Source organism: Paenibacillus sp. FSL H7-0735 (assembly GCF_038008505.1).
Taxonomy (GTDB): Bacteria; Bacillota; Bacilli; order Paenibacillales; family Paenibacillaceae; genus Paenibacillus_AQ; species Paenibacillus_AQ odorifer.
This window is the reverse complement of sequence record NZ_JBBOZH010000001.1, coordinates 851,524-872,925: the sequence shown is the minus strand read 5'-3', so window position 1 is coordinate 872,925 and position 21,402 is coordinate 851,524. Positions and strand designations below refer to the sequence as shown.

Below are 21,402 nucleotides of genomic sequence, written 5' to 3'. Positions count from 1 at the left end.
CCCATAACATTGTTGAAGCGGTCTAAAGATTCTCTGTAGTAAGTGTGAATCCTTCGATCACGGCATCTTCGTCAACCTCAATCAAAATGCAGCGTCTCCCATGATAATTCACTTGCTTCACATATTTTAAATCCTGCGGGCTGACCGAAATCGTAGCTACCTTTGTATCGATCTTAATCGATTTGGTAGTGAATTTCGGCATTACGCTGCTCGCCTTCATCTCATAATGCTTATCGTCAACGATCGTTTCAAACGCCCGTTCCACTTTTTCCATTGTCACGTTCTCTACGCCACTTACCGTCAGTACACGTTCCAGATCTCTATAATCGAGCATTGGAGGTTCTTCCTTATCGTCGTTGGTTTCGATGACCTGATGGATCTCCTCGTACACCTGTGCGAGAGTGGTTGCATCAAGCTGTTCGCCCGCCACTTCCTTCACGATGTCTTCGAATATAGCTCTCTCTTCCAGAGCCGTATTGGATCTTTCGGCATTCAAGACCTCTCCGACAAAATGCGGATCCGGGAAGTTCGATTTCCCCGTACAATACAGAATGCGGTTCACATCGGAATAATTGTCCGTCACGCTTGGGTAAAAGAAACCTTGCTCCGGCGTACTTAACTTGACAATCGGATCTACAATGACATTGTACTTGAACTCCCGCTCCACGTAATCAAACAAGAGAGCTTTCCGTTGTTTCTCCGTGGAATTCACGCTGCATAGGATAAAAGGATGCGCGAATAGTTCGTTTTTCTCACTTTCCTCGGCTTCATCGTTTCTATCTTTAGTCGGGCGGAAATACTGTCCGCGAACGAAAGTGATCACCGTATCCCGTTCATAATGAGTATCCGCCATCATTCTGTCCACCAACAGCAGCATCAGGTCCTGCCATTCATCCGGATCCCCTGTCACCAAAGCTTGATGAAGCATCACCTGCGCTGGCTCCTCCGCTTCCGCTTGAAACTTCAACTCGAACAATTTCTGATCCAGTTCACCGGTCAGGAGTTTTTTGAAATTGCCCATATACAGCTCCTGCTTCTCTCTGTCCACCATTCCAAACGGCTGGCGCTCCCAATGATAGATCTCGTTGCTTTCCTTCATAATATACACGTTGAGAATATCGTAAATACTCATTAAATCGTGATCCAGCTTAAATTGCTTGCGTATATGCGCGACTTCTTTCTTTATCATGATTCGTTAGACAACTCCTAGGAAGATTAATTGGTCTTTTCAGTATAAAGGATAAAAAAAACCTTCGCTATATTAGTTGAAGTTAAGATTTTTCTATTAAAGTAAGTGCGTGACTGCGGTGAATGTTTGGACTTCCCCTCCATTCGTGCTCGTACTCATCAATTTATTGCATGCTCTAATGCATAGTCTTCAAGCTGAATATCTACCTGTTGATTCATGGCCAGCTTGGCTAGCTGCTCACCAAGAAAGGGTCCCATCGTTAATCCGGATGACCCTAGTCCATTAGCAACAATTAGTTTATTCCATCCTTGGACCCTGCCTAACACGGGAAGAAAATCTGCAGTAAAAGGACGGAACCCTACTCTTATCTCATTTAGGCTACAATCCGCAAGGCCGGAAGCCGTTTGCAGACCTTTATTTAATATTTCTTGCATTCCCCCTGCGGTTACAGCAGTATCATAACCTACGACATCATTTTCGTGAGTAGCACCTACAACGATATTTTGATCCGCAAACGCAAGGATATATTGATCTGTAGGCGGCATTACCACAGGCCATTGCTCTGTACTCGCTTGTTGAGCAAGCTTCAAATGCATAATTTGAGCTTTTTGATAACGCACCTGGAGCATGATCCCAAGCGGATGAAGCAAAGCGTTAGACCAAGCCCCTGCGCACACAATCACTTCATCGGCTGTGAATGTCTGTTCTCCTACTCGAACCCCTTTAATTTCATGATCAGCATACTCTAAAATAGCATCGCCCTCAATCATTTGCGCACCGTTACGCTGTGCCGCTCTTAGCAAAGCATCACGTAATTCACGACCGTCCACTCTTGCTGCACCGGATACATGAAGCGCATGGTAACCTTCCGACAATAAGGGAAACTTCTCTTGTGCTTCAAGATCCGTCAGCATCGTAAGTTCCCCTATTTCAGGGGCGTCCTCTCTGCGCAGCTCCGCTCTTTCTTTCATCGCGAGTAACTTTTTCAAATCCTCATGGATACATATCGCTCCAACTTTTGCGTATCCAGTCTCGGTTTCTCCAGCCTCTTCTAACTCTTGAATAAGTGCCGGATAAAAGCTTGCTCCCGCTTTAGCAAGACGATACCATGCTTTGTTTCTGCGTTGAGATAACCATGGACAAATAATCCCTGCTGCTGCATCCGTTGCTTGTCCAACATCCTTACGATCTATAATGATGACCTCAGCACCTAACTTACTTAGCTGATAAGCTGCTGAAGCCCCTAATATCCCTGCACCAATTACAATAACCTTGTTCATATTCGAAGTCCCTTCAGTTATTCATTTTTTAATCATTCACTACTTACCCATTGTATCTTAAATTTGACATTTATAATGAATTATCGTACTATAAATCTCACTCAGTTAAAAGTACTTTAATTGGAGTACTAAAATAAAAGTGTTATTCAGAAGAAAGAAGGTATACCGTTGAAGTTTTCACAGTTTTTGAAGTCCAAAGGGGCCATTGGTTCTATTTTTATGGGTGTGTTCTATGCCATTGCGATGCTTGGTATTTTCTTACCAGGGTATACAGCACTTCCAGGGAACATGGATGATTTAAAAATTGCTATCGTCAATGATGATGCCGGTCAATATGGGGCTCAGATTTCGAATCAGTTCTCAGAGAGCTTACCATTCAAAACGATAAAAACCGATGTATCGAATAAAAAGGCGATGGATGAATTAGAACATAATAAGTTAGCTCTAGTTGTCCATATTCCAGAAGAATTTTCCGCCAACGTTCAAAGCGGTAAGGTATCCGCAAGTATTGATTTCACAGTCAACGAAGCTTCTGCCACCATGGTATCTTCAGCCATGTCTTCCGTTGTAGGGGAAATTAACAAACAATTAAGCGCGAACTTCTCAGAGCAAACCGCAAAAGGTGTGTTAATGAACTTTAACGTACCAGAAGAACAAGCCACCGCAATGGCTACACAAATTGAAAATAGTTATGTCGGGAATTATGTTGTCATCAATGATGTTCCGGACGGCATGCACAACAACATGCTACCTATGTTCTTAACTATGGCTGGTTATGTTGGGGCAATGATTGCCTCCATGCAATTAGTTGCTTCTTTTAAAGCGAACCGCGGGAAGGCAAGCAAGACAAAACTGTTTATGTTCGTTCAACTCACAGCTTTATTAATCGCTGTATTATCAACAGTCGTTGCTTTAACCATTGCCTTCTCTGTTGCAGATGTAGACCTATCCTTACTGTTACCAGTTGCTGCTCAGCAAATTCTAATGTATATGGCTGCATTTAACGTGTGTGCGATTATGGTCTTCCTAGTTGGCGAAGGCGGTATGGTCTTAAATATTCCGATCCTGCTCATGCAAACCATCGCCAATGGTGCTACCATGCCTCGTGATATGATGTATACACCATACGATTGGTTCGGCCGCATCACCCCGATGTATTATTCTGTGCAAGCTTATTTGGCACAAATGTTTGGTTCTATTAGTCCAGCACCCTTCTTATGGGGATTAGCAGGCGTATTTGCCGGGGCTATGATGATTAACATTGTTATCGTCCGGTTTGTTCATAAATCTGTACCTCTGACTAAAGAAACTATACTGCCCGTTGAAGTTAAAAATACAGCTGAAATAACCGCCTAGGTTTGGTAAGATAGAGTTTAGCCAACAATTAGGAGTGGGTTCTGTGATGTCAATTCAAATTTATATCTTAAGTAAGTTAATGGATGAAAATAATTATCCTTATAAATTAAAAAAAGAACTATCCACCCCTATTCCATTTGATACATTGCTAAATCTGTCTGAAAGCAAACTATATTATCATTTTGAATCCCTTACGAAACAGGGCTTAGTTGAACAGGTAGAGATTATCAAAGAAGAACATCGCCCAGACAAACAGGTGTTTTCCATTACCGATAAAGGGCGCAAGCAACTCCCGCTCAAAATTTATAAGGTAATAGAAGATGCAGAATCTATTTCAGATATGATTGTTGCTCTTGTGAATCTTCGTTTTGTAGAGACTGATAAAGTGATCCCGATTATCGAGAAGAAAATTGAACAGTCACTTATAAAAAAAGATCAATTAAATCAAATTTACCAGCAAATAGATGTAGATAGCTCCACCCGTGACGTCGTAGATTTCATGAAAAGCTACTACGCTTCTCAACTAGAGCAATCTATTTACTGGTGGAAAGATCTTTTAGAAAAGCTGAAAACGAAAACTATATAAAAAAGAATGCCTTGGATTATAGCATAATCAAGGCATTCTTTTTTTATTTCCAGCACCATCACACAATAGCTTTTTTCAGTTATTCACTTTTAATCAATAAATATAAAAAGTATGGAGCACCGATTAAAGCCACGATCACTCCTGCTGGTATTTCAGTATTGGCTACCACCATTTTACCAAGCGCATCTGCAATAACAACTAATCCGCCACCGATTAATAAACATGCGGGAATCATTATTTTATGGCCACGAAAGAGTCGTCTAACTAAATGTGGAACTACTAGTCCTACAAATCCAATACTCCCACTAACAGCAACCGCTGGTGCCGCCAATAAGACACTACACACTAAAAACCAAACACGATATTTATTTAGAGATACCCCTAAACTAATGACTACAGGATCGTTAAGCCTTAGTACATCCAATATAAGATGATTCCGAATTAATAAAGGCACAATAAGAAGTAACCAAGGCAGCATAGCATACACGTGACTCCAATTACTATTCCCTATGTTCCCTGCCAGCCACACCTTAATCATCTGATATTGCGAAGGATCTAGTACGAAGGTTAACACAATCATAAATGCACTAATCGCAGCCGCAACAGCAATACCCGTATAAATTAATCGAATGGGAATAATGCCTTGATTGCGATCATAAGAAAGCATAAATAATAGAGCGACAACGATAAATCCGCCCAATAAAGCATACAGTGGCTGAACATAGGTATGTAAGCCGGTTGAGCTATTTTGTAAGAGTAAAAATAACATCATGGATAATCCAGCACCAGCATTTATCCCCAGTATGCCCGGGTCTGCTAAAGCATTTCGGCTTATAGCTTGTAGCAGCATTCCTGCTATTGCCAACGCGCCACCTACTAGAAAACCCAAGATCATACGTGGAATACGGAACTGAAAAAGTACAAGCTCCTGCCTCGGTGTTCCCTTTCCTAATACGGTTTGCCATAACTCTTGTAAGCTTAAGCTGCTTTGACCAGTAGATACACTATATATAAAGCCTAGCAGTAAAATGATTGCTATAATTATAAACTTCCATCTTAGCTTCACTATAGCTCCCGCCTTTCTTTACGAGCCAAATATAGAAAGAACGGAACACCAATAACCGCAATTACAGCACCTACAGGTATTTCATAAGGGGCATTTACGATTCGTGCCACTAAATCAGCAAGCACAACAAGGGTGGCTCCCAGAATTGCGGATAATGGAATAATATAACGATAATCCACACCCACAATGTAACGTACCAAATGCGGAGCAATTAAGCCCACAAAGCTTACAGATCCGGCTAAAGCACATGAAATCCCAGCTAACATAAATGCGGCTAAAAGCGAAAGATTTTTGATAAGTTTTATATTAACGCCTAACCCTTCCGCTGTCTCATCCCCTACAGAAAGTATAGTAATCGACTTTGAAATTACGATGGCAAGTAATAGCGCAAGAAGCATCCAAGGCAACATTTGCTGTAAATGAGCCATACTAATGCCACTTAAACCTCCTCCATACCAAAAAGCCACCTGCTGTGCCACTGAAAAAAAGATACTTATTCCTTCACTTAGGGCAGTTAGCATTGCAGAGATGGCAGCACCCGCCAATACAAGCCGAATAGGCGTCATGCCTCGTTTACTTAATAAACCAACACTAAAGACTAAACCCGCTCCCAATCCCGCACCTAGAATACAGAGCCAAAGTGTACCTGTAAATGTTATCGTCGGCAGGAAAACCATAGCAATAACTAATGTGACCCCTGCCCCAGTATTTAACCCAAGAATCCCCGAATCGGCTAAAGGATTGCGACTAATCCCTTGAATAATCGCTCCACTTACTGCAAATCCAGCGCCCGTTGCCATAGCGGCAAGTACCCGGGGTAAACGAATGGATTGGATCACCTGATGAGTAGAAGCCTTATCATCAAAAGCGATGATCGACATGAATACATCTGCGAAGGGTATTTTTTTCGCGCCAAGGGCCATAGCAAGCACTAATACGCCTATTAATAGGAGGAGCATGAAGATTAGCAATATTAAAAAGGAGAACTTTTTTTCTCCTGCTAGTGATGATTTCTGAACATTTGCGGCCAATGTTTCCAACCCTTTCCCTTCACTTTACAAAAAGAGCCAGCCAAGGGCCAGCTCAGATGCAAACGATATGATTTCTAACTTAAGTCAGAGGATGTGGTAAGCAAAAATTTGACGGCCCGACTAATCGCACCCGAGATTACGCTCACATGCTCCTCTTGCTCAAGCAATGCCCAGCTTACTTCGAAGCTTGGAAGGTGTAAGGCCATCATACTGTTACATAAATCCAAACTATCCTTGACCATATAATCCAGCTCTTCTCCACCGACAATCATAAGTGTTTTAGGTAACTGACTTAACGTATTGCTGTGTAAATCAGCTTTAAAACTCTCATACTCCTTTAAAAGTGCGTAATCATTCCACCAGATGGACGCACTACTTGCAATATAATGCGAAAACAAGGTGGGTTGTGTAAACAAAGCATGCAGAACAAATAATCCGCCAAAGGAATGACCAAACAATGCTTGCTTCTGCTTATTGATAACGAACCGCTGGGCAATGGCTGGCATTAACTCTTTTTCAAAAAAGGCTAGCAGCTCATCTGCCCCGCCAAATGCTGGCCAAGGCTCGCCGTTGGGACGTTTCGGTAAATTCGCGAGCTCGGCGGGCATGGTTAAATCATAGGTTCGACGCACGGTATCAAACGCCTCACCTCCAGGATAACCAATGCCAACAACAATCGCGGGTGGATAGCCTTTAGGCTTACGCGTCAGCAATCGGGTGATTTCAGCAGCGGTTTCAAAAAGCCCATTACCGTCTAGTACATAAATGACACCGTAGCCATCTTTTGCAGGCTCATCCAAAGGCTTAGCAATAAAAATTTCATAGTCCTTATGATTAGCTTTACTCGTGATCAGCATCGTTTCATAGTTTGGTTTTACGTACGGTTTGATAATCATGGCAGCAGGAACGCTACAATATCGTCCATCGTTTTTTGATAAGCAATTAATCCGCTGGATCTCCAGTGATCGCCATCTACCTCGAACACTTTACCTGCTTGAACTGCCGGCAGCGCCTTCCATAAAGGACTAGCTTTAATGTCTGCTAGGAAGGCATCCCCGAGACCATCATTATCGTTAATAAAGATATAATCCGCGTCTAAATCCGACAGCATCTCCAGCGAAATATCAGCGGACATTTCACCTTCTACAAGAGCACTTTGAGCAAAGCCTAGCTCACTCAGCACATAACCCCCGTAATGGAAGTTGCCCACTAAAAAGATCGCACGCGCATTCGCATTAATATATATCGCTTTTTTACCGGCAGAAACGCTAGATAATTGTGCTTTAGTCTCTTCTAGCTTTGTATTATAAGCAGCAATAGCTTCTGTTGCTTTATCCTCTAGACCTAGCAATTTCGCAATCGTTTCTGTCGCTTCCACTACATTGCCGAGTGCATTCTTAAACACGTAAGTTGGAGCAATTTGCGAGTAGTTTTCATAAACACCATTTTGTGCATAAAAAGCAGTGGGGAATATAATTAATTCCGGCTCCAAATCTACTACAGATTCTGGAGAGGGAACACCATTAGCAAAGCTGATTTCTTTTACACCACTTAACGTATCCTGTAGATACTGCTGCGGTCTTTCACCCGTGGACCATTGGGCTACTGGGGTTACACCAAGCGTAACTAAGTAATCCTCTAAACCAGGGGCATACACCTTTTGTACAGTCCCCGGAATGTTTACTGTATTGCCTACTTGATCAGTTACTACAAACGCTTCTCTAGCCGCTGCTTCCGTTTCTTGTACAGTTGGTTCATCCGTTGCAGTTGCGCTCGCTTCACTGGTTGTTACTGGAGTATCTGTTGCTTGCTGATTCGCTGTATTATTGCCCCCGCAAGCTGTTAGTAGAATGGATAATAAACCAACCATTACAACATAACTTATTGTTTTTGTATTAAACCCCTTCATGATAGACCTTCCCTCTTTCCTATATTCTCAATAATAATCATTCTCAGTATTGAGTGTATAAGAGATAGGACGCATTGACCATGTAACATCTTATGATTAGACATGTACATTTTCAAGGTATCATCATTACTGCAACTTCCTCTAGCATTCGTTTTAAAGCCACAGGAGAGTATTCAAACCAAGGATCGGAGTGAATAACATAGATTTGTCCCTGTTCGATAGCCTCTAACTGTCTAAACCCAACATCTCTCTGCAAATGATGCCAAGTTGCTCGTGACTCATCATCGGGGCAAATAATCGTAAACAGCTTATCTACCTTCAATCTACTTAACTCTTCAAAAGTAATCTCTGCATTATATAGACCGGGCTGCTCATAACTAGATTCCGCTCCCAAATCCTGAAATAAAAGATGCTGAATGCCTGTATTACAATAAGCAAAGATTTGCTGCTGATAGATACGTATAACTAGAACTTTGGGTGGTTTAGTGGGCCAGTCTAACCTGCACCGAACGTCTTCCAATCTTGCCCTATACTGCGTGATCCATTGTTTCGCTTCTTCTTGTTTATTTAATCGGGCAGCAAGTTCAGTTAACGCTATTAAGCAATCTTGTTTATCATCCAGCCAATAGATTGGAAAATGATCCTCTATCCGTTTTACCAGCTCTGACGACAAATCTTTGGGAGAAATAAGAAGATCAATTGGCAAATGCAATAGCTCATTGGGGCTGCAATAATTTTTGTTTTGGGTCAAGGTTACCTTATGCTCGATTTCTTGCGCCCACAAATTATAGTAATACGGTGTCCACTTTGCACTTAAGGGTGCAGCAAATGGGATGATTCCTGCCGCATGTAAATACCCCATCATATTTCCAGTTACAACACCGATATTTGATTTTTGCTGGCTGGAATACATCGTTGGGGATATCCCTTCGACCTTTTTGAACACCCGGCTAAAATAAAACTCATCACTATATCCAACAGCCTCTGCTATAAACTTCAAGCGAACGTCTTGTTTCTGCAATAATTGTTTAGCCTTCTGAATCCGCAGCTGAGTAACAAACTCCATTGGACTTTGTATATATTCCTGTTTAAACGCCGAGGAAAAATAACTGGAGCTAAGACCAGAAAGATTAGCTAAATGTGCTAAAGACAGGTGCTTCGTGAAATTCTCTTCTATATATTTTCTAACCTCAGTTAAATCCGTCTTTTGCGATTGTTTTTGCATGCTGTCACCTCTTTACTGCTTATATAAATGCACTTAACTCTTTATTCATTCATTAATTGATAATCATTATCAATTATACTTTTGTTTTTGGGGGGTGGCAATGGTTGGGGAACGTTCTATAAAAGTGTGCTCAAAAAAAGAAGACGCTCAGGGGACTAATCCCCTCGCGTCTTCTGTGTGTAACTATAGGCTGCTGCTGCCCGAAGTAAGTCTTTTATTTTGAATCTACAGCCGGAGCCGGAGCTGCAACCGCTGCTCCATTCTTTTGCAAGTTCTCCTTCACTTGACCTTGCTCTAAAGGCTGAACAGGCGCACCAATGTTAAAGCTATCAATGATTTTCCCTAGTGTAGCTTGATCAAAATCTACTTGGGAATACAACTCTACTGTATAGCCATCCTCTACCCAAATCACAATTCCATTTGCAAAATAAACTTTAGTCCCGTTGATTACTTCTGTCTTCACTTCTTCTGTAGTGCTGATCCCATTGTCGCCGCCCTTGGAGATTAGGAAATTAACAGCTTTATCCCCGGAGTTATACTGCACTTCAACCATGCTGGTCCCCTGAAGAACACAATTCACAAACTCATAGTCTCCCATCCAGTCGGGTGCCGGGAAGTTCATGCCAAGTGCTGCACGGGCTTCATCCAGATTTAACTTAGCTGCAAACGGCAATTCAATGACCGCATTCTCCCCGCCTTGGGCATCTTCAGATAGAGTCATTGACTGTGCAGCCGATGGAATTTCCTTATCGTATTGTGTGATTTCGAGATTTCCCACTTCAAACTTTGCCATGATCGACTGGAACATGTCCTGTGCATAGGAGGTTGCAGAGAATGCCCCACCCAGACAGATTACTGCACTGCCAATCACTATTGCATTTCTCCAGCTGCTTTTTTTCATCGTTATCCCGTTTTTTATCTCTGATTGGGGGCTAAGAGCCCCATGGTCCAATTTGTATATCAAGCGGTTATAGATTCTTTCTTTGGCGGTAGTGCTGCCCTGTTCGGCATTCTCAAGCCGTTCTATGGTCTTGCTGAATTTGGTGAGATCATCTTTCTTATTCATTTTTGAACCCTCCTGCCTTTAAGGAAATATGCAGTTTTTTCAAGCTTCTATATACTACGACACCGATATTGGACTCACTAACTCCCATGATCTGTGCAATTTCGGAATTTTTCAGCCCAGCCCCATATTTCATTGCAATGATATTCCGCTCCTTCTCACGCAGCTTGGAGAGCGCCTTGAACAGTGCCTGATTATTATCCTCACGGATCGCCAGCTCCTCAGGAGACGGCTTGGGAAATATAAGTTCCAGCAACGAATCCAGTGAGGTATAGCTTCTTTTCTTCTGCGCCCGAAAATAATCCGTTACAGCGTTTCTTACAATGGCAAACAGCCACACCTCAAAATTGGATTTTTCTTGTGAAAAACTATAATACTTACACATCACAGTCTCAAACACCTGACTGCATATGTCCTCTGCCGCATGGTGGTTATTAATTCGATAACAGATATATTTGTAAACACGTTGGTAGTACGTATCATACATCCGGGTAAATTCCTCTTTGGACATGATAGCTTCACGTGATCTTTCGGTATTCATGTAACGCTCCACTTTACCCTGGATAACCTCCATCTCCACCCTCCTTCCATCTCACCTTCATCGAAAAGCTAAACAAATTGCGCAATTTGTTGTGAAGAAACTTACATATGTTAATACGGAGAAAAGGGCGGAGCATTAACAAAATGTTTTGATAATTGTGGATAGTGAGAAAAAACGCGGAAGCCAGCGGCTTTTTTCAACATTCATTCAATAGAAGATACAGCAACTTCGAGCCGAATTTGTGGGATAAGGGAAATTCTATTATGAACAAGGTCAGCCGATGTTTCAGTGAGCTTATAGGCAAGCGGACGAAACAATGGCGGTAAAAGCGTGTTATCCGCGAAAGCGTTGATACTAGAGTTGCGGGGTGGATATAGGGAGGTGAAAAAGGGGAGAATCTCTGCGTTACAATTAATTTCATAATTTATGTACTTCAATTGTTCAAGTGAAATTTCCTTTCATTTCATTAATAATTTCCACAGTACTAATCTTCCAATTTAATCTCTCACGAACCAAAAAAACAATAATTCGCCGGAGTATACCTCTTTTAGCACATTTTCCGAATTATACACCATCACTTCAAAACCAGCTAATACTTCCATAGTATTTAGAGAGCGTTTGAGGACATTTAGTCTAACCGAAGGAGCAGGTAAACCTTCCTGTTCATCAAAAGCAAGAAATTCAGAGATATTATTAGGATAAAGGATAGGGTTACTTTTATTGAATGGGAACTCAGATATGTAGTGATTGATTTCTTTAATCCCCCTGATAATTAAACTAGCACGAATACTTAAAGTATTCGTGCTAGCTACACTATAGCCAATTCCACTTACGTATGATTCAGCTTGAGTTCGATGATGTTTTCGTTCACCTTACTTCATTTTCACTAACTTTAAATATTCCGAACTTCAACAACCTTCCCTAAGTCCACATACTGCTCATGATCCAACTTCACCTTCACTCTGCCCCTTCGGCGTTTCTCACGCCATTCACGAAGATCTCCCTCCGTTTCTAAGCGAAGCTCCGCGATTTCCAAGGCACGATCCAGAATATATTTACTCGTATAGAGCACCGTTTGTATTCTTTGACCACCTAGCATGATAGGAGACGTAATTGCTTTCCATTCCTCAACCGTAAATCGTACATACAGATCTTCTTCAGTACCCGGGCGACAAGGAACCTCTTTAATCTCATTACGCCGCAGCACCTTCCAATCCGCTACTTTCCCTACCCAGTGAATCCCCGTTTTTGCAGGATCAATGAACTTTTTGCGGGATTGGCACATCGCTACGTATTCAATTTGCGTTAGGATCTTCTGATTTGCAAGATTCCTTAACGGCATGTGATAAAAAGCTTTCTGCAGCGCCACTTCCACTTGTTCGGGTCCCCGGACAGAACCAACAAGCACATTTTTGCCCGCAAGCTGGTTGGCATAGTATTCTTTCGTGCCGCGCGGACGAGTCGAGCGTTCATAAGCTTTTTCCGGACTATCCTGAATAATCTCATCCAAGAATCGCTCCATCAGGCTTGTAGAATTCGGTAGGAATGGCAAAGCGCCAATATTCAATAGCTCGATGCTTTTGTAGAATTGGTGGGTCTTATACCGCTCCTCATCCGGGTAGGGGAATAACACATAGGCGCCAAACATGCTTCGCTCATATTCTCCCGATCCCTTCTCCTGATACACAATGGCATCCCGATAACGGTGCATGGTGTTGATGTCATCCTCTTCAGGCCCAGGCTGCCTATAAGTGCGGTGATAGGAAGTCCCTTCATAAGCCGGATTTAAGCGATATTTCGCATCAAAAACATACTTATACTCTTTGATTTTGCCAGCATCCTTCTTCTTCAGTGTCAGCACATTATCCGGACGCTGGCTGAGCGTCGGGGTCCTATCCGAGCTAGGAATCGCATTATAATACAGGATGAACTGCTCTCCGTTAACTGGATTCTCGTACACCATCTTAGCGCTCTGTGAGCGGTCAAGTGTAACAAAAATACCATTCCGATTCACCTTAATAATATCCTGCTTCACCAGCTTATACTTCTGACCCAGAAGCTGATTCAACTTGAGGAAGCACCAGTATTCATAGAGCTGCGCGACATCCTTCATAGACAGGCGCAGCAGATCACCTTGGATCGACAAGCCTTTGAGCAGCATGAGATAACAGCGATAGACCTCGCGGTATCCAGGGGCCATCTGCAGCACCAGTGTAACGGACATCTGCCTCAGTACTCCAACCTCACGCAAAAAATCCATCTTGAGCACCCGCTCTAGTTGAGTAAGCATGGTGTCTAACCTTTTTATAAGTAATGGATCTGGGGTTCGGTTTTTAATCTTCCAGCGACCCTTGAGCTCTTTCAGCTTTCCATGAATACGTTCCAGCATCCAGCGGATGAACCTATTCTCATTAGTATCATAGGCGAGGCGTCTTCGTGTCTCCATTAAATGTGTGGCTGTATAATTTCGGCTGCCGATTGTCAAGAATCCATGGTCCTTGTCTTCTCTTAATCGTTCGGGATGCTTCGCGAGCTCGCGGATGTTCTCTCTTCCTGCCTTTTTGACCCGATTGGCATCCACTAGTCGGCGGTCCTGGAGCAGAGCGTAATTAGGATTCTTGTTAATCCGCTCAACGGCATCCAAGAGCTGTCTAAAGACATGCTGTAGTATGGTGAAAAACTCCGTCAAGCTCTGATGCTGCGTCTCCCGCAAGCCTGTTAGTTGGTAGGTTTTGCGCAAAAAATCAAAGGCCAAATTATAAATCTGCTCATTCACTTCATTTAAAATATTCTGGTAATCCAGCTTGTAATCCATTTTAGAGGGGAAGATCTCCATCTCTACCCGCAGCAAAGCCTGTCCCGAACTGCGGATCTCCCATTCCGTCAAACCGACCTCATTCCCAAAGTTCAGCACACCCGCAAGAATAGACTCACCTAGAGGCTTAATTGCCTGCCGAAGCAGCACATTTTCATGATAAAAAGAGAGGTTAGCAGCGGTCTTCCTCTGGATCACCAGCTCATACGACTGTGTCTCATAAAAACAAGGAAAAACAGACTCCCCCGGCTGCCAGTCCACCATCCCGTGGACTTCAGGGGAAAACACTTTAATCTGAATATTACCAAGACGTTCGGAGCAAACAAGCCCAAGCTGCGCATTCACCCACTCCTGACTAGAAGAACGATGAAGCTGCAAGGTCTCCACCGTAGGATGATAAGGCCGTCCTTGAAGAAAAAGAGTAAAAAGCTCCGTTTCTACACGGAGCAATTCTACCGTCTGATTAAGAGAGCCAGTAAGAGGTAAATCCATCTTCCTCTAACCTCCTAAGCATAAAAGCCAATTTACGCGCACTTTGTGGATGTTTAGCCGTAGGTGGAGTTTGGCCAGCAGCCCATTTCAGGTAGAGTGGAGAAGCATCATCCATAAAAGCTGGGAAGTCTACCGTTACACCAGATCCGGTACCAAGAGCCCCACTCATCAAGTTCAATAATACCCGGCGAACCGAAGAATGGCTCCCTTGAATGCGCGGCAGTATCTTTTGCAGCAGTTGCCAGTCAAAGGCTTCTTCCTCACTCATCAGCTTGTACCGTTCGTTATAGATCATATAGAAGCAAATCGCATCCCGTACCCGAAAACCTACATGAGCGTGGATATCCTCAAGCAATGCATTGATCTTAACCAATCTCTCTGTCGTCCGTACAACCAGCTCTTTGTTGGTATCATAGGCATCCACTAGCTGCAAATAATCTGAACGAAGAAATAAATGATTTAGTTTACTGGCCTCAGGGCTATCACTGGTCTCAACCTGCTCACCCAAATCCGGGTACTGTTGCAGATTAATGTAATTGAATTCTAGTGTGTTGGCTCGGTCCAGTACCTTTTTGCTAAAAGGATGTGTCGTTTCGTCCATATTCACAGTCCCGATTAAGAACACATTCTCCGGGATACCGAGGCTGCCAAACTTCCCTTGATCCTCAGGCGTATCCAGCATGATAGAAGATATGAGATCCTGTGTCTGGATCTTCCCCTCCTGCCAGTCCTGTGTTTCCAGCACACTTAGCAGATCACTGAAATAATGCTCTACCCGCGCCAGATTCATCTCATCCATGCAGATAAAATATGGCTTATGTCCATTCTCTGGCTTCCGCGCCTCTACTAATACTTCCGTGAGCGGACCTGGTTTGAACCTGCCCGAAAGATCCTTGTACCCCAGCAGATCCGCAGGATCACTCCAATCCGGCCGCACTGGGATCAAGATAAACTGTCCGTTAGTCCCCGTTGCACCAAGAGCTTCTGCAAACAGCTTCACCAACCGAGTCTTCCCTGTTCCGGATATGCCTGCCAGAATGACAAAAGGCTTAGTCTTTAGCGAGAGGTAAAAGTTTTCAATAAGGTGCTCAGGGAAGAAGAAGCCTTTGCGACGGATGTGGGATTGGATTTGGTGGAGGATACCTGTTACTTGTTCATCCTGTAAGGGCGCCGCTTCTTGCGTCACTACTTCCACTTCCTCATTATCAGCTACATTACCTGTAGAAGTCACAGTGTCCACATATAGACGGTAATCTTCCATCACATTCTCGAGATCTTGGATTAGTTGCTCGTCATTCGGAACGGCTCCTCTTTCATACTTGATGTAAGCGATAGTAGACACCTGATAATCTTGACCTAGACCACTATCTACCAGGTGTATATTATCATCCTTATTCATATGGTTCAGTGAAAGGAGCCCTTGTATGTCTTGTGTTCGAGATCGCAGATAGGCATAACCTTCTCTACGCCCCTTCTCTTGAATAGGCGCCGTCACTCCTTGATTAAAAGTAAGATAGACAGCACTCATATCCTCAGCAAACAGATACACAACATACTCCCCACGCTGAGTCGTTTCCGTGATCCGCTTATCCAGTATTGCAAGCCAAGGAACTGTTGCCCAATTCCCTTGACCAACAGAACCTTGAATTTTATATTGATCATCTAAGAATGGTAACGCTTTGAGCTCAGAAGGAAGTGTCTGACGAAATAACGTACCTAGTGCATGACTTGCAAAGGTTTCTTTTTTGGCAGAAGTGTACTCCGCCATGATCTTCTCCAGATAACCTTGCAAAGAGAAATGCTGCAAAGCGGCATTATAAGACTGGAGTTCGTCATTAGCTAGTCTCTCTAATTGCGATAGCTCCTCTTCCCCTAGCTGTCTTTGAATCTGGCTATGAAAACCTATGGTGTTATCCTCCGAGTTCACAAACAAAATATGCGAGAGCGCATTAATTGGACTGTTAATAATATCTTTCAGCTGGCTTTTGGGTGCATCACTCCATAGTTCTCGACCTGGTGGCAGATCTACCCGGTTTCCACTATCCTGTTCAGCTATAAAGTAGTTAAGAAACCGCTGCTTCACGTGATCGTACGATACGCGCTCCTGATGAAAGGCTCTCAGCTCTTCGATTAAGGATAGGATGAGGACCATTTTGTATGATTTTTGCTTACGCTTGAAAATCTGCGTGACTGATTCCGGTAATGGCATGTTGACCTCCAAGACTAGTTAACGATTTCTAGTAGTCATATTTTTTTACATGAAGTTTGCGAATCTTTGGTCGGACAACAATATATAATTAGCTTTCTCTCACTTATACAATTGTTTGAGATATGATTCACTGGGTTTACATAGCCTTTGTCTTACGACAGCTTGGATAATTACTACAGCCCCAGAAAGTTGTGCCCTCCTTACTTTTACGCTGAACCATTTGTGCCCCGCATGCGCAGGTTGCGGCTTTGACTTTGCTACTACTAGCTTTTTTAGGCTTTAATTTGCCTTTTGTAGGCTGCCATTTTCCCCAGGCTCGAAGCTTGTTCTCGATTAGAGCTCCATGCCAGTAATCGACTTTAAATTGCTCCGCCTCCCGTTTTGCATCCACCGTAAGATCAGAAGTGGTGATAAGCAGAGACAAGATGCAGTCATGGTTTCTTTTAGCACCTACCAATTCACGAACCGTCATAACCTGTACTTTGTTGTGTTCAGCATAACACTTGGCTTGCACCGCGGTTTTCTCTCCGCGCTTATCGATAATAACCAAGTCTACGCCCCCATCTTTGCCACCTACTCCTACTTCTTTGACGATATAGCCTTGATCCCGAAAATATAAAGACAGCAATCTTTCAAACTCAGCACCATTAATTTGATCTAGGGGCGCTTTTAAGATTACTTCATCCGGCCTACACACTGTAGAGGAACGTTTAAAGGTAGTGGCAGTGTTTTTCTTAACGGGTGTTTTCCGATTGTCAGAACTGCGTCGTTTTTTCTTCTTATTACCTTGCATCAGTCCGGACAAGATAGATAAAAGGATGATAACTGCTATAAATCCAATAATTGATGCCATAAAATACTCCTCTGATTAATTAGAAAAATTTAGATAGCTATATCATTACTCGCTTGAGTCGGCCTTCCAGATACTCTCAATTTTAGGCTTTTCTTTCCCGGCACTGAGCCGCATCCCCATTTGATAAATGCATTCTCAATTTCCACTGTTGGCTGGTTGCTATCAACTTTCTCCTGGAAAGCTAGTGCACAGCTGCTGCAAATGATCATGTATGCTCCCCTATAAATCAGTATATTTTTCTTTCTTCCCAAATGCCTTTTCAATTGGATACTTGGCTTCATTCTTCTTCAGCTTAGCGAGTATTATATCTTCAAGGTCTAGCTCTAACGACTGTGCTAAGTACACTGCGTACACTAGTACATCTGCAATTTCATCGGCGATCTGTTCCTTTTTGGACTGAACTGCTTCCTCGGAAGACTTCCACTGAAAGATTTCTAGCAATTCAGACGCTTCAATACTCAACGAAATCGCCAAATCCTTCGGATTGTGGAACTGTTCCCAGTTCCTATTGTCTCGAAAGGCCAAGATTTGTTTTAAAAGCTCTTCTCTCATCTGTGTGCTCCTGTCATGATAAATAAGTAAAGAACGCAAAAAGAGGCAGTTCTCCCTTTACCTAGGATTCGCCTCTGAATGGTCACTCATGGCCACGCTTTGGCCTTGTTATATGCTTCTTAATTAAGAATATTATGGAGACCAGGAATAGTCAAACTAAATAAGGTAGACAACTCTATTAAACCTTCCGCATATTATATAGATTCACTAGATAACAAAACCTTCTGTACTTCAACTGCGTAGTATTATCCTGTACTGATTTGATTTCACTTATATCATCAGTTAAGTTGTTCAACTGCTCATCCACGTTCAATCCATAACAAATTGCAGTTTTCATAATCACAACCAACCCATCAAGCAATCCCTTTGGATAGGTATGAAGAAAGCGAACATACTCATCCAAGAGTTCTATTTTTCCAGATAAAATCTCTACAGCATATAAATTCACTTTTGCCAAATGTCGAAATTTACAAGCAATTTCTTGCCCCTCCGTTCCTAAGTCCTCTAACCACCCAAGTTCTACATATCTATAAATACTATCCCTGGCCTGCTCGTAATCCCCCAGATGCTGATATGCAACTCCCCGCATCTGTTGACTGAAACCAAAATAATAAACAAGAGGGCGTTGCATCTTAACTAAGGGAATCGTTGTCCCCATCGCTTTACAGTACAACCGCTCTTCATAAATACGCTGGGCATAGCTATGCAAAATATCTGCAGTGTATAGCAACTTGTTCCACTGTTCGAAGTAGTGCGCAGTTTCCAGCATTTCGACAAGAAAATCTGGGTTGAAGGACTTAAGAATTGAGAGGTGCATAAGTATAACCTCCTTATAAAGGGTTTTTCCAGAAAAAGCTTCTTTCTCGATTCATATGCAAGTAGTAGAATAAATAAAATATACTACTCATAAGAAGTTTTTTCAATAAATTTTACCGCCTATGAATCCCTGCTATTTATACCTTTACTCTCCTACCCTTTAGGAGAGGTGAATAATAATGACAAAGTTACGCAACTTGGTTGGAGATAGAGTAAGGGATATTCGGAAATCAAAGGGCTTAACCCAACAAAAACTTGCGGAGTTATCAAATCTGGATGATGCTTATATAGGGTCAGTAGAACGAGGAGAACGAAACTTTTCCATAGATTCACTTGAGAAAATTGTGATAGCCTTAAAGGTTCAGCCAAGTGAGTTTTTTCAGAATTACGATAAACAAAATGAGGTTGAAGCTGCTCAACAAGCGGCAGTTGATGAGTATATGGTTGCTGTGAGCGGCTTAAGTATTAAGCAAATTGAGGCTATGATGAGGATTGTAAAAGAGGTAAGCGGGGTCCTAAAATAGTGCACTAGCTCTTTTAGGTTATCTTTGTTATTTTCCCTTCATACATAAACGTTTTTTTCTGTAAAAGTCTAAAAATGGCTTTAGTATTTTGGAGTTGATTGCAAATATTGGAACATCGAAGCTTTGTATTCAATCTCTATGAAAATCCAATCATGCAGGAGACTAAAATGGCGAGAGAACTTGTTTTTGAGAAAATAGGCTTTAATAAATGGGATTCTGATCACATCCAAGCAGATTATTTAATCAACCATCCAGTCATCTATATTCTTTATAATCAAAAGTTGTCCCAAGCTTATATTGGACAAACTGTTCACGTGAAGAGACGACTAAATGAGCACCTTAAAAATCCACAACGCAAAATGCATAATCAAACAATAATTATTGGGGACGAGAGGTTTCATCAATCTGCTACTTATAACATCGAGACCAATCTAATTAATTATTTCATTGCTGAAAATCAATTCAAACTCCAAAATGTAAGCCAAACAGTAAAAACCCAGATGCACAATTATTACCAAAAGGAATATTACAACCAAGAAATATTCATGCAAATATGGGAAAGGTTGAAGCAAGAACATATTGTAGAGCAGACACTTGAGAACTTAAGAAATAAGGATACGTATAAGCTTTCTCCGTATAGAGAGCTCTCGGAACAGCAACTAGAAGTAAAAAATTCGGTTATCGAGTTTTGCAAAAAGCACGCTAAAAAAACTACTCCTCACGTACTATTAATTGAAGGCAACGCAGGCACAGGCAAAAGTGTATTATTAAGTTCTCTATTTAACACTATTCAAGATTATGCTAACGATGATAGCTCCAATTTGAATGGTACAAATAATTACTTATTGGTTAATCATAGCGAAATGTTAAAAACCTATCAAAGTATAGCTAAGAGTCTCCCTAATTTGAAAAAGAAAAACTTTTTGAAACCAACATCTTTCATAAACAAAACAGTTGATCCAAATACCAAACCAGCTAATATTGTATTAGTAGATGAAGCACACTTACTCTTAACTAAAGAAGACTCTTATAACAACTTCCGGTATGCGAATCAATTGGAGGAGATCATTAAAAGAAGTGCTGTAACTATTGTAATCTTTGATCCGAGGCAGGTTCTCAAGATTAAAAGTTATTGGAATAAACAAATGCTAAATGAAATAACAGAAAAATATCACACCAAAAAATTCCTGTTAACCGATCAATTTCGAATGGATGCAGGTCCAGAAATCATAAATTGGATCGACAGTTTTCTTTCTAAGAAGCTTGTCAAGATTCCTACAGTAAGCAATAATGCATATGATTTACAAATCTTCAGTGACATACATAAATTGAAGAAAGCGATTGAAGATAAGAATCAGGAATTTGGTTTATCCAGAATGGTGTCTACCTTTGATTATGAACATAAAAAGGATGGGGAGATATACTACGTAGAAGCTGATGGGCTGAAAATGCCGTGGAATATAACGAGAAACAATACTACTTGGGCCGAAGAAGTTCATACTATTCAAGAAGTAGGTTCTATTTATACGATCCAGGGTTTTGACTTGAATTATGTGGGTGTAATCCTTGGCCCATCCATTGGATACGATGAGAAAACAGATCAAATTCTAATTGACGTCACTAAGTACAAGGACGTAGGTGCCTTTACCTCACGAACTGATTTCTCCAATGAGAAAATAAAACAGATTAAAGAAGAGATCATATTGAATTCGCTCAATGTTTTAATGAAACGTGGCATCCATGGACTCTATATTTATGCTACCGACCCAAAGCTAAGAGCAAGATTATTATCATGTCGTCCCGATGCAGGCTCTTAGGAGTCTGCAATAACCTTCTCTCTCACTTCACTTCTCTAACTACATCTTTTATTGCCTATTTCATCGATCATTAATCCA

At 41.9% G+C, this 21,402-nt stretch carries 18 protein-coding genes; 4 read left to right on the top strand and 14 right to left on the bottom strand.

The genetic code is table 11. From position 1 onward, the window contains the following. Positions 1-22: 22 nt before the first annotated feature. Both NSS82_RS03880 and NSS82_RS03875 read right to left on the bottom strand, forming a co-directional pair. Complete coding sequence (locus tag NSS82_RS03880; protein WP_036684821.1) at positions 23-1,189, bottom strand: DUF4317 domain-containing protein; 1,167 nt, start codon at positions 1,187-1,189, stop codon at positions 23-25. A 158-nt stretch (positions 1,190-1,347) separates the two neighbouring features. Continuing rightward, the gene (locus NSS82_RS03875) at positions 1,348-2,469 is read right to left on the bottom strand and encodes an NAD(P)/FAD-dependent oxidoreductase (protein WP_076136860.1); all 1,122 of its coding nucleotides are present in this window, start codon (positions 2,467-2,469) and stop codon (positions 1,348-1,350) included. A gap of 168 nt (positions 2,470-2,637) precedes the next feature. Here NSS82_RS03875 and NSS82_RS03870 point away from each other — a divergent pair, with 168 nt between their 5' ends. Further along, the gene (locus NSS82_RS03870; protein ID WP_076136862.1) at positions 2,638-3,825 is read left to right on the top strand and encodes a YhgE/Pip domain-containing protein; all 1,188 of its coding nucleotides are present in this window, start codon (positions 2,638-2,640) and stop codon (positions 3,823-3,825) included. 46 nt (positions 3,826-3,871) lie between these two features. Beyond that, a complete protein-coding gene (locus NSS82_RS03865; RefSeq protein WP_076272130.1) occupies positions 3,872-4,411 on the top strand; it encodes a PadR family transcriptional regulator in 540 nt (179 codons plus the stop codon). Between the two features lie 79 nt (positions 4,412-4,490). Here the strand turns inward: NSS82_RS03865 and NSS82_RS03860 are convergent, their stop codons facing one another. The 12 genes from NSS82_RS03860 to NSS82_RS03805 form a co-directional block, all read right to left on the bottom strand. Then, positions 4,491-5,477 (bottom strand): FecCD family ABC transporter permease, encoded by a 987-nt coding sequence (locus NSS82_RS03860; protein WP_170914305.1) that lies wholly within the window; start codon positions 5,475-5,477, stop codon positions 4,491-4,493. Then, complete coding sequence (locus NSS82_RS03855; protein WP_081386545.1) at positions 5,477-6,436, bottom strand: iron chelate uptake ABC transporter family permease subunit; 960 nt, start codon at positions 6,434-6,436, stop codon at positions 5,477-5,479. Before NSS82_RS03855 ends, NSS82_RS03860 begins: the two co-directional genes overlap by 1 nt. Before the next feature lie 146 nt (positions 6,437-6,582). Further along, the gene (locus tag NSS82_RS03850; RefSeq protein WP_076272128.1) at positions 6,583-7,404 is read right to left on the bottom strand and encodes an alpha/beta hydrolase; all 822 of its coding nucleotides are present in this window, start codon (positions 7,402-7,404) and stop codon (positions 6,583-6,585) included. Next, positions 7,401-8,417 carry an ABC transporter substrate-binding protein gene (locus NSS82_RS03845; RefSeq protein WP_076272127.1) on the bottom strand — a complete coding sequence of 339 codons (1,017 nt, stop codon included), beginning with the start codon at positions 8,415-8,417 and terminating at the stop codon, positions 7,401-7,403. Before NSS82_RS03845 ends, NSS82_RS03850 begins: the two co-directional genes overlap by 4 nt. A gap of 112 nt (positions 8,418-8,529) precedes the next feature. Next, the gene (locus NSS82_RS03840) at positions 8,530-9,642 is read right to left on the bottom strand and encodes a helix-turn-helix domain-containing protein (protein ID WP_076272126.1); all 1,113 of its coding nucleotides are present in this window, start codon (positions 9,640-9,642) and stop codon (positions 8,530-8,532) included. Between the two features lie 214 nt (positions 9,643-9,856). After that, positions 9,857-10,708 carry a hypothetical protein gene (locus NSS82_RS03835; protein ID WP_076272125.1) on the bottom strand — a complete coding sequence of 284 codons (852 nt, stop codon included), beginning with the start codon at positions 10,706-10,708 and terminating at the stop codon, positions 9,857-9,859. Next, a complete protein-coding gene (locus tag NSS82_RS03830; protein WP_081383426.1) occupies positions 10,701-11,279 on the bottom strand; it encodes a sigma-70 family RNA polymerase sigma factor in 579 nt (192 codons plus the stop codon). Before NSS82_RS03830 ends, NSS82_RS03835 begins: the two co-directional genes overlap by 8 nt. A gap of 859 nt (positions 11,280-12,138) precedes the next feature. Beyond that, positions 12,139-14,553 (bottom strand): restriction endonuclease-like protein, encoded by a 2,415-nt coding sequence (locus NSS82_RS03825; RefSeq protein ID WP_076272124.1) that lies wholly within the window; start codon positions 14,551-14,553, stop codon positions 12,139-12,141. Further along, positions 14,525-16,762: an MrcB family domain-containing protein gene (locus tag NSS82_RS03820; RefSeq protein ID WP_076272123.1), complete on the bottom strand. Its 2,238-nt coding sequence runs from the start codon at positions 16,760-16,762 to the stop codon at positions 14,525-14,527. The genes NSS82_RS03825 and NSS82_RS03820 overlap by 29 nt, the downstream gene beginning before the upstream one ends. A gap of 136 nt (positions 16,763-16,898) precedes the next feature. Then, on the bottom strand, positions 16,899-17,615 hold the full coding sequence (locus tag NSS82_RS03815; protein ID WP_076272122.1) for a restriction endonuclease: 717 nt from the start codon (positions 17,613-17,615) through the stop codon (positions 16,899-16,901). Between the two features lie 219 nt (positions 17,616-17,834). After that, entirely contained in the window at positions 17,835-18,167 is a 333-nt protein-coding gene (locus NSS82_RS03810; RefSeq protein ID WP_076128503.1) for a nucleotide pyrophosphohydrolase, read from the bottom strand. 178 nt (positions 18,168-18,345) lie between these two features. Further along, positions 18,346-18,984: a hypothetical protein gene (locus tag NSS82_RS03805; protein WP_076272120.1), complete on the bottom strand. Its 639-nt coding sequence runs from the start codon at positions 18,982-18,984 to the stop codon at positions 18,346-18,348. Between the two features lie 178 nt (positions 18,985-19,162). Here NSS82_RS03805 and NSS82_RS03800 point away from each other — a divergent pair, with 178 nt between their 5' ends. Further along, positions 19,163-19,507 carry a helix-turn-helix domain-containing protein gene (locus NSS82_RS03800; RefSeq protein WP_076128498.1) on the top strand — a complete coding sequence of 115 codons (345 nt, stop codon included), beginning with the start codon at positions 19,163-19,165 and terminating at the stop codon, positions 19,505-19,507. Positions 19,508-19,674: 167 nt separating this feature from the next. Next, the gene (locus NSS82_RS03795; protein WP_076272119.1) at positions 19,675-21,324 is read left to right on the top strand and encodes a DUF2075 domain-containing protein; all 1,650 of its coding nucleotides are present in this window, start codon (positions 19,675-19,677) and stop codon (positions 21,322-21,324) included. Positions 21,325-21,402 lie beyond the last annotated feature (78 nt).

What these genes read in the sequence shown, in the direction of transcription:
- NSS82_RS03840 (WP_076272126.1), bottom strand. Translation starts at nt 9,642, where the DNA reads ATGCAAAAACAATCGCAAAAGACGGATTTAACTGAGGTTAGAAAATAT.
- NSS82_RS03800 (WP_076128498.1), top strand. Translation starts at nt 19,163, where the DNA reads ATGACAAAGTTACGCAACTTGGTTGGAGATAGAGTAAGGGATATTCGG.
- NSS82_RS03875 (WP_076136860.1), bottom strand. Translation starts at nt 2,469, where the DNA reads ATGAACAAGGTTATTGTAATTGGTGCAGGGATATTAGGGGCTTCAGCA.
- NSS82_RS03850 (WP_076272128.1), bottom strand. Translation starts at nt 7,404, where the DNA reads ATGATTATCAAACCGTACGTAAAACCAAACTATGAAACGATGCTGATC.
- NSS82_RS03865 (WP_076272130.1), top strand. Translation starts at nt 3,872, where the DNA reads ATGTCAATTCAAATTTATATCTTAAGTAAGTTAATGGATGAAAATAAT.
- NSS82_RS03835 (WP_076272125.1), bottom strand. Translation starts at nt 10,708, where the DNA reads ATGAATAAGAAAGATGATCTCACCAAATTCAGCAAGACCATAGAACGG.
- NSS82_RS03810 (WP_076128503.1), bottom strand. Translation starts at nt 18,167, where the DNA reads ATGAGAGAAGAGCTTTTAAAACAAATCTTGGCCTTTCGAGACAATAGG.
- NSS82_RS03830 (WP_081383426.1), bottom strand. Translation starts at nt 11,279, where the DNA reads ATGGAGGTTATCCAGGGTAAAGTGGAGCGTTACATGAATACCGAAAGA.
- NSS82_RS03855 (WP_081386545.1), bottom strand. Translation starts at nt 6,436, where the DNA reads ATGCTCCTCCTATTAATAGGCGTATTAGTGCTTGCTATGGCCCTTGGC.
- NSS82_RS03795 (WP_076272119.1), top strand. Translation starts at nt 19,675, where the DNA reads ATGGCGAGAGAACTTGTTTTTGAGAAAATAGGCTTTAATAAATGGGAT.
- NSS82_RS03820 (WP_076272123.1), bottom strand. Translation starts at nt 16,762, where the DNA reads ATGCCATTACCGGAATCAGTCACGCAGATTTTCAAGCGTAAGCAAAAA.
- NSS82_RS03805 (WP_076272120.1), bottom strand. Translation starts at nt 18,984, where the DNA reads ATGCACCTCTCAATTCTTAAGTCCTTCAACCCAGATTTTCTTGTCGAA.
- NSS82_RS03845 (WP_076272127.1), bottom strand. Translation starts at nt 8,417, where the DNA reads ATGAAGGGGTTTAATACAAAAACAATAAGTTATGTTGTAATGGTTGGT.
- NSS82_RS03880 (WP_036684821.1), bottom strand. Translation starts at nt 1,189, where the DNA reads ATGATAAAGAAAGAAGTCGCGCATATACGCAAGCAATTTAAGCTGGAT.
- NSS82_RS03825 (WP_076272124.1), bottom strand. Translation starts at nt 14,553, where the DNA reads ATGGATTTACCTCTTACTGGCTCTCTTAATCAGACGGTAGAATTGCTC.
- NSS82_RS03815 (WP_076272122.1), bottom strand. Translation starts at nt 17,615, where the DNA reads ATGGCATCAATTATTGGATTTATAGCAGTTATCATCCTTTTATCTATC.